This window comes from Diaphorobacter sp. JS3051 (genome assembly GCF_015832135.1).
In the GTDB taxonomy this organism is placed as follows: domain Bacteria; phylum Pseudomonadota; class Gammaproteobacteria; order Burkholderiales; family Burkholderiaceae_C; genus Diaphorobacter; species Diaphorobacter nitroreducens.
This window is the reverse complement of sequence record NZ_CP065406.1, coordinates 2,800,395-2,813,045: the sequence shown is the minus strand read 5'-3', so window position 1 is coordinate 2,813,045 and position 12,651 is coordinate 2,800,395. Positions and strand designations below refer to the sequence as shown.

Sequence of the window (12,651 nt, the reverse complement as noted above, 5' to 3'; positions counted from 1 at the left end):
TGCGGCCCGCCCAGCAAACGCGGAGGCCGCATCGCGCTGCGAACAGCTGTGAAGGACTCTCTCATGGACATGCAAACATCCCCCGCCACCGCGCTGCGCATCGACGGCGCACGCCTGTGGCAATCGCTGATGGACCTCGCGCGCATCGGCGGCACCCCCAAAGGTGGCGTGTGCCGCATCGCCCTCACCGACCTGGACCGGCAGGGCCGCGACCTCTTTGTGCAGTGGGCGCGCGAGGCCGGCTGCAGCATCCGCGTGGACGCCATCGGCAACATCTTCGCGCGACGCGTGGGCGAGGACGACAGCCTGCCGCCGGTGATGACCGGCAGCCACATCGACACCCAGCCCACCGGCGGCAAGTTCGACGGCAACTACGGCGTGATGGCCGGCCTGGAGGTGGTACGCACGCTGAATGCCGCCGGCGTGCGCACCCGCGCACCCATCGAGGTGGCCGTGTGGACCAACGAGGAAGGCTCACGATTCGTGCCCGTGATGATGGGCTCGGGCGTGTTCGCGGGCGCCTTCACGCTGGAGCATGCGCTCGCCCAGCGAGACGCCCAGGGCGTGAGCGTGGCCGAAGCCCTCGCCGCGATCGGCTACGCGGGCCAAGCCAGCGCAGCACCCGCCGTGGGGGCCTACTTCGAGGCGCACATCGAGCAAGGCCCCGTGCTGGAGAACCACGAACGCGTGATCGGCGTGGTGCAGGCCGCGCTGGGCCAGCGCTGGTATGACGTCACCGTGCAGGGCATGGAGGCGCATGCCGGCCCCACGCCCATGGAATTGCGCCAGGATGCGCTGCTGGCCGCGAGTGCGCTGGTGGCCGAGGTCAACCGCATCGCCCTGGACCGCCTGCCGCATGCGCGCGGCACCGTGGGCTCACTGGAGGTGCACCCCAACTCGCGCAACGTGATCCCGGGGCGCGTGAAACTCAGCGTGGACCTGCGCGCGCCCGACGACGCCCAACTGCTGGACATGGATGCCGCGCTGCGCGCCGCCTGCGCGCGCATCGCCGCAGAGCGCGGCCTGGCCATCGACGTGGAGCAGGTGGTGTACTTCCCGCCGCAGCCGTTCACGCCGCACCTGGTGGAGGCCGTGCGCGCCAACGCCGCGGACCTGGGCTACAGCAGCATGGATGTGGTGAGCGGAGCGGGCCATGACGCAGTCTATGTGGCGCGTGTGGCGCCCGCGGCGATGATCTTCGTGCCCTGCGCAGACGGCATCAGCCACAACGAGATCGAAGACGCAGATCCCGCCCACCTGGAAGCCGGATGCAACGTGCTGCTGCGTGCCATGCTCGCCAGTGCCGGGGTGGTGGCATGAAGATCCTGATTGCGCGGCTCAACCACGAGACCAACACCTTCTCGCCCGTGCCCACACCGCTGGAGGCGTTCTCGCCGGCTTTTGGCGAGGAGGCCTTGCGCGCCAACAAGCGCATGCGCACGGCCATGGCGGCCTTCATCGACCTGGCCGAGGGTATGGGGGCCACGCTGGTCACGCCCGTGTCCGCCACGGCCAACCCCAGCGGTCCCGTGCACGCGAAGGCCTACGACGAGCTCACGCGCAGCATCGTCGAGGCAGCTCCCGGCTCCGATGCCATCCTGCTCGACCTGCACGGCGCGATGGTGGCCGAGCACACCGACGATGGGGAGGGCGATCTGCTCGCGCGCGTGCGCGCTGCAGCGCCCGGCGTGCCTATAGGCGTGGCATTGGACCTGCATGGCAACATCACCGAGCAGATGGTGCAGAGCGCCGACGTGATGGTGGGCTTCAAGACCTACCCGCACATCGACATGTACGAAACCGGAGAGCACGCAGGTCGCCTGCTGCTGCAGATGCTGCGCGGCGAGGCGCACTTTCGCGTGTGTTGGCACCGCCTGCCGCTCATGAGCCACACGCTGCGCAGCACCACGCTTGAGGGCCCGATGCGCGATGCCGTGGAGGCCGCGCGCGGCCTCGAACGTAGCGGGCTGCCCGCTGTCTCCGTGTTCGGCGGCTTCTCGCTGGCCGACATCGAGGCACCCTGCGTGAGCGTCGTCGCCACCTGCCGCGCGGAGGATGCGGCCGCCACCCAGGATGCCGTAGACGGGCTGGCGCGGCAAATATGGCAGCGGCGGACGGAATATGTCTACCGCAGCGACCCATTGGAAGACTCTCTGCGCCGCGCGCAGGACATGGCACAAGGCGCCACCCGCCCCGTGCTGCTGCTCGACCACGGCGACAACTGCATGTCAGGCGGCACCTGCGACACCATGGACGTGCTGCAGGCCGCGCTGGAGCGGGGCCTCACCGGCATCGCCATGGGGCCTCTGTGCGACCCGGAGGCCGTGGCCCGGCTCATCGCAGCCGGCGAGGGTGGCGAGGTGGACGTCGACCTTGGCAACAAGGTGCCACTCGACCGCATCGGCCTGCACAAGAAGCCACTGCGCCTGCACGGCACGGTGCGCGCCGTGAGCGATGGCAGCTACACCGTCACGGGCCCGATCTACACGGGCCAGCGCTGCCACATGGGGCGCACGGTGCTGTTCGATACCGGTAGCGCGCAGATCGTGGTGTCCGAGCAGACCCATGAGCCGTGGGACCTCGGTGTGTTCCACTGCGTGGGGCTGGATCCCACGCGCTTCCGGTTCCTGCTGCTCAAGTCACGGATGTACTGCCGGCCCGTGTTCACGCCCCTTTCCGAGGGCCTCGTCGAGTGCGACAGCCCGGGCGTAACCACATCGGACTATGCGCGGTTCCCTTTCAAGCGGGTGCGCCGGTATACCCGCTCGATCCGGCGTGAACACCGGCACATGGAACTGCCTGCACTGCGATCACAAGTGTTTCACTTGACGGCAGACTGACAGCCTCGCGTCCTACAATCGGCTCCCCTTACATACCGCCGACGGGGCGCAGTGCTCGCATGCCGCCACGTCGGCCATGCCTTCGCTGACGATTGGAGACGCTTGATGTCCGACAACACGGCCCACAACCCTACCGACAAGCGCGCCCTGCTGCGTCGTGCCGCACTCGAATATCACGAGTTTCCCCAGCCCGGCAAGATCACGATTGCTGCGACCAAGCAGATGGTCAATCAGCATGACTTGGCACTGGCCTATTCCCCCGGCGTGGCCGCGCCCTGCGAAGAGATCGTCAAGGACCCCGCCGCTGCCTTCCGCTACACCGCCCGCGGCAACCTGGTCGGCGTGGTGACCAACGGCACGGCCGTGCTGGGCCTGGGCGATATCGGCCCGCTGGCCGGCAAGCCGGTGATGGAAGGCAAGGGCGTCCTGTTCAAGAAGTTCTCGGGCATCGATGTGTTCGACATCGAGATCAACGAGAAGGACCCGGACAAGCTCATCGAGATCATTGCCTCGCTGGAACCCACGTTCGGCGGCATCAACCTGGAAGACATCAAGGCCCCGGACTGCTTCTACATCGAGCGCAAGCTGCGCGAGCGCATGAGCATTCCGGTATTCCATGACGATCAGCACGGCACGGCCATCGTCGTGGGCGCCGCCATCCTCAACGGCCTGAAGGTGGCCGGCAAGGACCCCAAGAAGATCAAGCTCGTGACCTCGGGCGCCGGCGCGGCCGCGTTGGCCTGCCTGGGCCTGCTGGTCAAGCTGGGCATTCCACGGGAGAACATCTGGGTGACCGACCTGGCCGGCGTGGTCTACGAAGGACGCACCGAGCTCATGGACGAGGACAAGGTGCAATACGCCCAGAAGACGTCCGCCCGCACGCTGGCGGAGGTGATCGAAGGTGCCGACGTGTTCCTCGGCCTGTCGGCCGGCGGCGTGCTCAAGCAAGACATGGTCCGCAAGATGAACGCGCGCCCGCTGATCTTCGCGCTGGCCAACCCCAACCCCGAGATCTCGCCCGAAGACGTGAAGGCGGTCCGCGACGACGCCATCATCGCCACCGGCCGCACCGACTATCCGAACCAGGTCAACAACGTCCTGTGCTTCCCGTACATCTTCCGCGGCGCGCTGGACTGCGGCGCCACGACGATCACCACCGAGATGGAGATCGCCGCCGTTCATGCCATCGCCGAGCTGGCCCAGGCCGAGCAAAGCGAAGTGGTGGCTGCCGCCTATGTCGGCGAGCCGCTGGCCTTCGGCCCGGACTACCTGATTCCCAAGCCGTTCGACCCGCGCCTGATGATGAAGATCGCACCGGCGGTGGCGCAGGCCGCGGCCGACAGCGGCGTGGCCCAGCGCCCCGTGGCCGACATGGACGCCTACCGCGACCATCTGCAGACCTTCGTCTACGCGTCCGGCACCACGATGAAGCCGATCTTCACGGCGGCCAAGGTGGCTCCCAAGAAGCGCGTAGCCTTCTCCGAGGGCGAGGAAGAGCGCGTGCTGCGCGCCGCGCAGATCGTGGTGGACGAGAAGATCGCGCGCCCCACGCTCATCGGCCGCCCGGCCATCATCGCCCAGCGCATCGAGAAATTCGGCTTGCGCCTGAAAGAGGGCCAGGACTACGACGTGGTCAACGTGGAGCAGGACCACCGCTACCGCGACTTCTGGCAAACCTACCACCGCATGACCGAGCGCAAGGGCGTGACGGTGCCCATCGCCAAGATCGAGATGCGCCGGCGCCTGACGCTGATCGGCTCGATGCTGTTGCACAAGGGCGAGGTGGACGGCCTGATCTGCGGCACCTGGGGCCACACATCGCACCATCTGCAGTACATCGACCAGGTGATCGGCAAGCGCGCCGGCGTGAACACCTACGCCTGCATGAACGGCCTGCTGCTGCCCGATCGCCAGGTGTTCGTGGTGGACACCCATGTGAACTACGACCCCACGGCCGAGCAGCTCGCCGAGATCACGATCATGGCGGCCGAGGAGATGATGCGCTTCGGCATCAAGCCCAAGGCAGCGTTGCTGTCGCACTCCAACTTCGGGTCCAGCAACCAACCCAGCGCGGTGAAGATGCGCCAGACGCTGGACCTGCTGCGCGTACAGGCGCCCTGGCTGGAGGTGGACGGCGAAATGCACGGCGACGTGGCGCTGGACGGCAAGGCCCGCTCGGCCCTCATGCCCCATGGCACGCTGGCGGGCGACGCCAACCTGCTGGTCATGCCCAACATCGACGCGGCCAACATCTCCTACAACCTGCTCAAGACCGCCGCTGGCGGCAATATCGCCATTGGCCCGGTGCTGCTGGGCGCGGCCGAGCCGGTGCACATTCTCACCGCCAGCGCCACGGTGCGCCGCATCGTCAACATGACCGCCCTCACCGTGGCGGATGCCAACGCGGCCCGATAACGGCCATGACAAGCGCCGCTCTACGAGTGGGCGCTGACAATTGCCCTTCGTTCCTGCCCATTTTTTGGGCAGGCGCTTGCCTTATGTGCGCCTTTTTGTCACACTAGCGGGTCGAAATTTCGGGTTAACCCGTAGTTTCTGAAAGGTGTAGTGGATGTTGCAGGCTGTCGCCATCCGGGCGTACAAGGCAATGGGGGCGTGCGTTCTGGGTGCTGCGGTCACGCTTGCGCCCGTGGTGGTGTCCGCGCGGCAGCTCCCTGACACTGCCGCCAATCCTCCCATCTCGCTGGCTGAGCTCCCCCCGCAGGGGCGGGCCACCTATGCGCTGATCCATGAGGGTGGGCCGTTCCCGTACGACAAGGATGGTTCGGTATTCGGCAACCGTGAGCGTCTGCTCCCCCTGAAGAAACGCGGCTATTACCGCGAATACACGGTGCGCACGCCCGGCGTGCGCCACCGGGGAGCGCGGCGCATCGTGTGCGGGGGCGCTCCCCGCACACCGGACGCCTGCTATTTCACCAGCGACCATTACGCGAGCTTTCGAGAAATCAGGGAATGAACGCCAGGAATGCCCCTTGCGGCAAATCCCCTGGCAAGGCCCCTGATGCATCGCACCAACGGTTTTTCTTCCGCTAGCCGCCTTCGCCAGGCTGTCGGATACTTCTATTCGTGGACCTCTAAAAGAAAGAGCAACGGAGATGGAAACGCCACTTCGTAAAGACCAGGAAACGCTTCTGCGCGGTGTGCGCCCCAATATCGTGCAGTCGATCCGTGCCTTCCGGGTGCACGACCTGCAGGACACGGCGCGCGCCATGGGCCACCACTTCCTGTATGCCAACCTGGCACATGCGCAGTCCAAGCAGGACATCCTGGACCTGATCGCCACGCAGTTCACCTTCCCGGCGCACTTCGGCAAGAACTTCGACGCGCTGTACGACTGCATGACCGATCCGCTGCACAAGTCGGGCCCGCAGCCGGGCTTCATCGTGGTGCTGGAGCAGATCCCGATCACGGCCAAGTTCGACAAGGAAGCCCGGGAGCAGCTGCTGGACATCTTCCGCGATGCCGCCGACTACTGGGGCGACCGCAAGATCCCGTTCCGCTGCTTCTATTCTTTTCTGTAGCCCGTTCTGCAACCGCCGGCCAGGCGGAACGGGCGCAGGAGGAGCACGGCAGTGCTGCCTCCCAGGCCATAGAGATCGCGATCGATCCCGTGGGCGAGAAGATGCCCACCGACAAGCTGGTGGACGTCTCCCCCATGGCGCTGCGCATGAGCAGCCCCTTCAACGCTGGCTACTGGCTCACGGCCGCGTGATGAAGCATGACCGGCCGCAGCCCTGCCCCGGCCGGTCACGGTTTTGCGCTTTGAATCAAATCGGGCGCTAGCACCTTACTGATAAGCGCGAGCAGCTCCTATTTCAGGAGCACTCCTGCGCCAATGCGACGTACTCGCTCACCGGCACCTCCTCGGCCCGGCGCTGGGTGTCGAACGTGCCGGCAAACTGCCGCGCTTCGAGCCAGCGGCCCAGCGTGTGGCGCAACAGCTTGCGCCGCTGGCTGAAGGCCACCTGCACCAACTCCTCCAGCACGGGCATCGACAGCGCCTCGGGCGCTTCGTGCGGCACCATGCGCACCACCGCACTGTCCACGCGCGGCGGCGGGTCGAAGCTCTCGGGCGGCACGAACAGCACGTTCTCCATGGCGTAGCGCCATTGCAGCATCACCGACAGCCGGCCATAGGCGCTGGTCGCCGGCGCGGCCACCATGCGGTCGATGACTTCCTTTTGCAGCATGAAATGCTGGTCCGCAATGACCCGCACGTGCGCCAGCAGATGGAACAGGATGGGCGTGGAGATGTTGTAGGGGAGGTTGCCGACTACTCTTATTTTGGAAGCATTCAGCGCTTGCGCTACCTGCGCAAAGTCTACTTTCAGCACATCGGACTCGATGACATCGAGCTGCCCGTGCTGACGCAGCCGCGCGGCCAGGTCGCGGTCCAGTTCGACCACTGTGAGCCGGCCCAGGCGTTCAACCAGCGGCTGGGTCAGCGCCGCCAGCCCCGGGCCGATCTCCACCATGGGCTGCCCGGGCTCGGGCGCGATGGCGCGCACGATCGCATCGATGATGCCCTGGTCGCTCAGGAAGTGCTGACCGAAGCGCTTGCGCGGGATGTGCTTCATTGCGGAGCGTCGCGGTATTCCACGTAGGCCCGACCCCGGGCTTCCTGGATCCAGGTGGCGAAGGCCTCGTCGAGCTTCTTTTCGCGCACGGTGTCGCGCACCATTTCACGCTGCTCGCGCTGGGTGAGCTTGGCCTCGCGGCGCTCCAGCAGCTGGATCAGGTGCACCCCAAAGCGCGACACCACGGGACGGCTGATCTCGCCAGGGCGCAGGGCATTGAGCGCCTCTTCGAATTCGGGCACGTAGCGCCCGGGCGATGCCCAACCCAGGTCGCCGCCGTCCTTGGCGCTGCCGTCCTGCGAATACTCGCGTGCCAGCGCCGCGAAGTCGGCGCCGCCGCGCGCGACGCGATCGCGCAGATCCTCCAGCCGCTCGGCCGCCTGGCGTTCCGACAGGTTGGCATTGGTGCGCAGCAGAATGTGGCGCGCGTGGCTCTGCACGGCCGTGGTGGGCACGCCGCTCTGGGTCTTGTCCACCACCTTCAGGATGTGAAAGCCCGCGGGCGAACGCACCGGGCCGACCACGCTGCCCACGCTGGCTTGCTGCGTGGCGTTCACGAACAACTCGGGATAGCGGTCGGCCGGGCGCAGGCCCAGCAGTCCGCCGTTGGCGCCTTCGGGCGCATCGGAATACTCGCGCGCCACGGCGCCAAAGTCGCCGCCCGCCTGCACCTTGGCCAGCGCCTCCTGTGCGCGCGCCGAGCGCTGGGCCACCTCGTCCGGGCCGGCGTTCTCAGGCACTTTCACCAGGATGTGGCCCAGGTTGAGTTCCAGCTTGCCCGGGCCGGCGGCCTGCCGCTGCTCGCGCAGGTACTGGTCCACCTCCAGGTCGCTCACACGCACGCGCGACTCCACGTCGCGCTCGCGCAGGCGCAGCGCCAGCAGCTGGTTGCGCAGTTCTTCGCGAAAGCGCTCCTTGCTGATGCCATCGGCAGCCAGGCGCCGGTGCATTTCGTCCACGCTGATGCTGTTCTGCCGCGCCACCGACTGCTCGGCCTGGCTGACGGCATAGTCGTCCACCTTGATGCCGGTCTCCTTGGCCTGCTGCACCTGGATCTTCTCCAGGATCAGGCGCTCCAGCACCTCCTTGGCCAGCAGCTCCTGCGGCGGAACCTTGCCGCCCTGGCTGGCGATCTGCTGCACCACGCGCTCGGTGCGCTGGCGCACCTCGTTGTTGGTGATGGGCTCGGAATTGACCACGGCGACGATGTAATCCGCCTGCCGCGGCGCGTTGGAGGCCGTCGCCCCGGCCGGCGGCAGCAGCGTCGCTGCGGAGGGCAGGCGCGGCTGGCCGGAGGCCGATGGGCGCAGCCCCTGCGCATGGGCGCTCATGGGCACCAGCGGTGCGACGGCGGTCAGGCAGACCAGGCCCAGGGTCAAGGCACGGTGTTTCATGGCGTGGTGCAAATTCATGGTGCAAGGCGGCGCGTCCCCAAAGCGGGGCGGCGCGCAAGGCGATCAATCGTACTGGGTGAAGCGGCTGGGGGTGGACACGCTTTCGCGCAGGAACTGGTAGCGCGGCACATTCTGCTTGAGGCTGGACAGCGGGTTGGAGCCCAGCGACAGGCGCGAGAAGCCGATGAATTCGATCTGGAACATGAGCCGGGTGTTGGACGACGTGACGCTGCGCTGCAGGCGCTCCAGCACCACGCGGCCGATCCAGCAGCAGCTCTCGTACTCCAGGCCCACCACGGTGTCCACCAGTTTGCGGTCCTGCAGGCTGTAGTTCAGCCGCCCCACGCTGTACCAGCGCCCCCCGGCAGAGGAGGGCTTGTCGCCGCGGTCGCCCCACAGGTCGTTGAGCGGCCACTGCCAGCCCACGTCGATCTGCTCGCTGGGCTCGGTGATCAGGCCGGTGACCTTCTGCATGCGGTAGGCCGCGCTCACCGTGCGGTAGTTGCCGGGCGAATAGCGCGCCCCCACCGTGGTGCGCAGGGACCGGCCGGTCTTGGGGTTGTATTGCACCGTGGAGTCGAAGCCCCACTGCGGCGTCCAGTTGATGCCCGCGCCCAGCAGCACGTCCGACAGCCGCTCGTTCACCGGCGAGCCGCCGGGCATGGTGACTTCCTGGTCGGAAAAGCGCACGCGCTGTGCCACGCCGAAGCGCACGGCCTCGGCGCCGGTGTCGGGGTCGAGCAGGCGCGTGGTCACGCCCAGCGTGAGCAGGTTGTTGTCGGCCAGCCGGTCCTGTCCGCCAAAGGCGTTCTCGGTGTAGATCGACGCGAAGTTGAAGTCGTTCACCGCGGTGTCGTAGATCGGCAGCAGGCGCTGGTCGCGGTACGGGGTGTAGGTATAGAAGGCGCGCGGCTCCAGGGTCTGCAGGAAGTCGCGGCCGAAATAGCGGGCGTCGCGCTCGAACACCAGGCCGCTGTCCAGGCTGAACGTGGGCAGCGTGCGGCTGGCGGTGCGCTGGCCGTTGGCCAGCGGCGCATCGAACTCGTAGTGCGTGCTGTGCAGCTGCACGCGCGGTGTGATGAAACCCGCCGGCGCCAGGAACGGCCGGCTGACCTGCGCCATGGTGTAGCTGCGCTTGGCGTTGGGCTGGCCGGTGTAGGCGCGGTCGGCGTGAAAGCTGGTGTAGTCGGCCTCGACACTCGCATCCAGCCCGCCGGCCAGCTGCAGCGGCCGGTACTCCCAGCGCAGCTGCGGCATGCGGTCGTAGGGCGGGATGATGGGCGCGTTCACGTCCTGCAGCGTTTGCCACTTGAGGGTGCGCAGCAGCAGCGAATGCTCGCCGCGCGCCCAGTTCAGCGTCGCGTCGCCCGGCAGCAGGCGCTGGGTGAGCTGGTCGTTCACGCCGCTGCGGCCACTGTTGCGCTGGGAGAAGTCGCGCCAATAGTTGTCGTCGCTCACGCGCTTGATGTCGATGCCCAGTCCCACGCCGCCTGCGGGCGTGTCAAAGGTAGCGCGGTGCTTGATGCCGTAGGCCCAGCGGTCGCGGTCGCGCAGCCGGTCGTTGGGCATGTAGTCGGCCGTCAGCTCGCCGCTGTAGCGCGGCTCCAGGTAGCGGAACTCCGTGCCCAGGGCCACGCCGCGCCGCGTCATGACCGTAGGCGTGATGGTGGCGTCGCGGTTGGGCGCGATGTTCCAGTAGTACGGCTGCGCGTACTCGAAGCCGCTGACGCTGTCCAGCCCGAGCGTGGGCGGCAGCAGGCCGGACTTGCGCCGGTCCGACAGCGGGAAGGTGATGCGCGGAATCGGCAGCACCGGCACGCCCTTGAACTCCAGCACGCCATTCTCGGCCGTGCCCACGTCCTCCACGCGGTCCAGGTGGATGCGCTCGGCGCGCAGGATCCAGTCGGGCTGCCAGCTGGCCTCGTCGGTGCGCTCGCAGGTGGTGTAGGTGGCGTTGTGCACCACGGAACGGTCGCGGTCGAGGAAGTCCACGCGCGAGGCCTGGCCATGCGCCGCGGTCTCCAGGAAGCGGTAGCGCGCGTCGCTGAAGAAGCCGGTGAAGGCCTCCACGCGCAGGTCCAGCTGCGAGCCTTCATACCGGTTGCCCGCGCGGTTGATGAGCACGTTGCCGCTGGCGCGCGCGCGGTCATCGGCCACGTCGTATTGCATGCGGTCGGCATGCACCACCGTGTCGCCGCGGCGCAGCTCGGCGTTGCCCTCGATCGTGGCCTGGATGTCCGGTTGGCCCGTCACGCGGTCTCCGCGCACGAACACCGGCAGTTGCTGGCGGATGCCGTAGGGCAGCACCTCCTGCAGGCGCGGGCTGGAGCGCAGCGCCGGCGCAGGCTCGGTCGGGACAGCGTCCGCCGCGGGCTGTGCCTGGGCCAGCACGGCCAGTGGCACGCCGCACAGCATCAGGGCCGCCAGCCGCGCCAGCATGCGGCGCGGAGGCAGGTGCGCGGCGAATGGGCGGTGCGTCGGGACGTGCAGGGCGTGGGGCAAGGGGAGACGATCCATGGATTGCGACGGACGGCGGGCCGCTGGGCACGGGCACCGCGGGCCACCCCGCCGGGGAAGGCCGGGTTTGTAGAATCCGATTATCCATGAGCCACCCCTCTTCCCCCACTCCGGCGGGCACATCCGAGCCGGCCACGGGCGCCGTGCACACGGGCGCCGTGCATACGGGCGCCGTGCATACGGGCGCCGTGCATGCGAGCGCCGTGCATTGGACCGACCCGGCCCGCCAGGCAGCCTTCAACGCCTGGCTGGCCCCGCTGGCCGCCTCGCTCCAGTTGCGGCCCGAGTCCCTGCGCCCGGCGTCCGCGGACGCGAGCTTTCGCCGCTACCTGCGCCTGGACGCTGTTGATGGCACCAGCCGCATCGTCATGGACGCGCCGCCCGACAAGGAAGATTGCCGCCCGTTCGTGCAGGTGCAGGCGCTGCTGCAGGCCGCCGGCCTGCGCGTGCCTCAGATCCTGGCCTGGGACGAAACGCACGGTTTCATGCTGCTGTCCGACCTGGGCGCGCAGACCGCCATCGAGCGCCTGGACCCCGCCAACCCGGCCGCCGCACACGCCTGGTACCTGCAGGCCGTGGACCTGCTCATCGACTGGCAGCGCGCCTCGCGCCCCGGTGTGCTGCCGGCCTACGACGAGCCGCTGCTGCGCCGCGAGCTGCAGCTCTTTCCCGACTGGTACATCGCCCGCCACCGCCAGGCCACGCTGACCGACGCTCAGCAAACCACGCTGGCCCGCGCCTTCGACGCCATCGTGGCGCAGAACCTGGCGGCCCCCAGCGTGTACGTGCACCGCGACTTCATGATGCGCAACCTGATGGTGGGTGCGGACGAGCGCCTGGGCGTGCTGGACTTCCAGGACGCGGTCTACGGCCCCGTGACCTATGACATCGCCAGCCTGATGCGCGACGCCTTCATCAGCTGGGAAGAAGACTTCGTCATCGACATTACCGTGCGTTACTGGGAGAAGGCCCGGCGTGCGGGCATTCTCGGCGCCGCGAGCGGCAGCGGCTGGGGTGCGGACTTCGGCGACTTCTACCGCGCGGTGGACTTCATGGCGCTGCAGCGCCACCTGAAGGTGGCCGGCATCTTCGCGCGCCTGACGCTGCGCGACGGCAAGCCCAAGTACCTGGCCGACGCGCCGCGCTTTATCGCCTACATCCGCCAGACGGCCGGCCGCTACCGCGAGCTGTCGCCGCTGCTGCGGCTGGTGGACGAACTGGAAGGCACCCAGGCCGCCATGGGCTACGCCTTCGGGCGCGTCTAGGTTTACAAGCCAAATCGGCCTCCAGCGCTTGTCCATCAAG

The 12,651-nt window shown here is 67.9% G+C and carries 9 protein-coding genes; 6 read left to right on the top strand and 3 right to left on the bottom strand.

Features of this window, described 5'->3' with window-relative positions; translation table 11 throughout:
- Positions 1–63: 63 nt before the first annotated feature.
- From I3K84_RS13470 to I3K84_RS13450, 5 genes are all read left to right on the top strand, one after another.
- On the top strand, positions 64–1,320 hold the full coding sequence (locus I3K84_RS13470; RefSeq protein WP_196994739.1) for a Zn-dependent hydrolase: 1,257 nt from the start codon (positions 64–66) through the stop codon (positions 1,318–1,320).
- Positions 1,317–2,840: a M81 family metallopeptidase gene (locus I3K84_RS13465; RefSeq protein WP_196994738.1), complete on the top strand. Its 1,524-nt coding sequence runs from the start codon at positions 1,317–1,319 to the stop codon at positions 2,838–2,840. The genes I3K84_RS13470 and I3K84_RS13465 overlap by 4 nt, the downstream gene beginning before the upstream one ends.
- 105 nt (positions 2,841–2,945) lie before the next feature.
- Entirely contained in the window at positions 2,946–5,255 is a 2,310-nt protein-coding gene (locus I3K84_RS13460) for an NADP-dependent malic enzyme (protein WP_015914674.1), read from the top strand.
- A gap of 154 nt (positions 5,256–5,409) precedes the next feature.
- Positions 5,410–5,814: a ribonuclease domain-containing protein gene (locus I3K84_RS13455; protein WP_011807185.1), complete on the top strand. Its 405-nt coding sequence runs from the start codon at positions 5,410–5,412 to the stop codon at positions 5,812–5,814.
- Between the two features lie 139 nt (positions 5,815–5,953).
- On the top strand, positions 5,954–6,379 hold the full coding sequence (locus I3K84_RS13450; protein ID WP_011807186.1) for a barstar family protein: 426 nt from the start codon (positions 5,954–5,956) through the stop codon (positions 6,377–6,379).
- Between the two features lie 294 nt (positions 6,380–6,673).
- Here I3K84_RS13450 and rsmA read toward each other — a convergent pair whose 3' ends face one another.
- From rsmA to I3K84_RS13430, 3 genes are all read right to left on the bottom strand, one after another.
- The gene (gene rsmA, locus I3K84_RS13440) at positions 6,674–7,435 is read right to left on the bottom strand and encodes a 16S rRNA (adenine(1518)-N(6)/adenine(1519)-N(6))-dimethyltransferase RsmA (protein WP_011807187.1); all 762 of its coding nucleotides are present in this window, start codon (positions 7,433–7,435) and stop codon (positions 6,674–6,676) included.
- Positions 7,432–8,829, bottom strand: a complete 1,398-nt coding sequence (locus tag I3K84_RS13435) for a peptidylprolyl isomerase (RefSeq protein ID WP_370567743.1) — start codon at positions 8,827–8,829, stop codon at positions 7,432–7,434. Before I3K84_RS13435 ends, rsmA begins: the two co-directional genes overlap by 4 nt.
- A gap of 63 nt (positions 8,830–8,892) precedes the next feature.
- On the bottom strand, positions 8,893–11,346 hold the full coding sequence (locus tag I3K84_RS13430; protein ID WP_196994736.1) for an LPS-assembly protein LptD: 2,454 nt from the start codon (positions 11,344–11,346) through the stop codon (positions 8,893–8,895).
- Positions 11,347–11,432: 86 nt separating this feature from the next.
- Here I3K84_RS13430 and I3K84_RS13425 point away from each other — a divergent pair, with 86 nt between their 5' ends.
- Positions 11,433–12,611, top strand: coding sequence for an aminoglycoside phosphotransferase family protein (locus I3K84_RS13425; protein ID WP_231403328.1), 1,179 nt, complete (start codon positions 11,433–11,435; stop codon positions 12,609–12,611).
- The last annotated feature ends 40 nt before the right edge of the window (positions 12,612–12,651 follow it).

What these genes read in the sequence shown, in the direction of transcription:
- I3K84_RS13470 (WP_196994739.1), top strand. Translation starts at nt 64, where the DNA reads ATGGACATGCAAACATCCCCCGCCACCGCGCTGCGCATCGACGGCGCA.
- I3K84_RS13465 (WP_196994738.1), top strand. Translation starts at nt 1,317, where the DNA reads ATGAAGATCCTGATTGCGCGGCTCAACCACGAGACCAACACCTTCTCG.
- I3K84_RS13460 (WP_015914674.1), top strand. Translation starts at nt 2,946, where the DNA reads ATGTCCGACAACACGGCCCACAACCCTACCGACAAGCGCGCCCTGCTG.
- I3K84_RS13455 (WP_011807185.1), top strand. Translation starts at nt 5,410, where the DNA reads ATGTTGCAGGCTGTCGCCATCCGGGCGTACAAGGCAATGGGGGCGTGC.
- I3K84_RS13450 (WP_011807186.1), top strand. Translation starts at nt 5,954, where the DNA reads ATGGAAACGCCACTTCGTAAAGACCAGGAAACGCTTCTGCGCGGTGTG.
- rsmA (WP_011807187.1), bottom strand. Translation starts at nt 7,435, where the DNA reads ATGAAGCACATCCCGCGCAAGCGCTTCGGTCAGCACTTCCTGAGCGAC.
- I3K84_RS13435 (WP_370567743.1), bottom strand. Translation starts at nt 8,829, where the DNA reads ATGAAACACCGTGCCTTGACCCTGGGCCTGGTCTGCCTGACCGCCGTC.
- I3K84_RS13430 (WP_196994736.1), bottom strand. Translation starts at nt 11,346, where the DNA reads ATGGATCGTCTCCCCTTGCCCCACGCCCTGCACGTCCCGACGCACCGC.
- I3K84_RS13425 (WP_231403328.1), top strand. Translation starts at nt 11,433, where the DNA reads ATGAGCCACCCCTCTTCCCCCACTCCGGCGGGCACATCCGAGCCGGCC.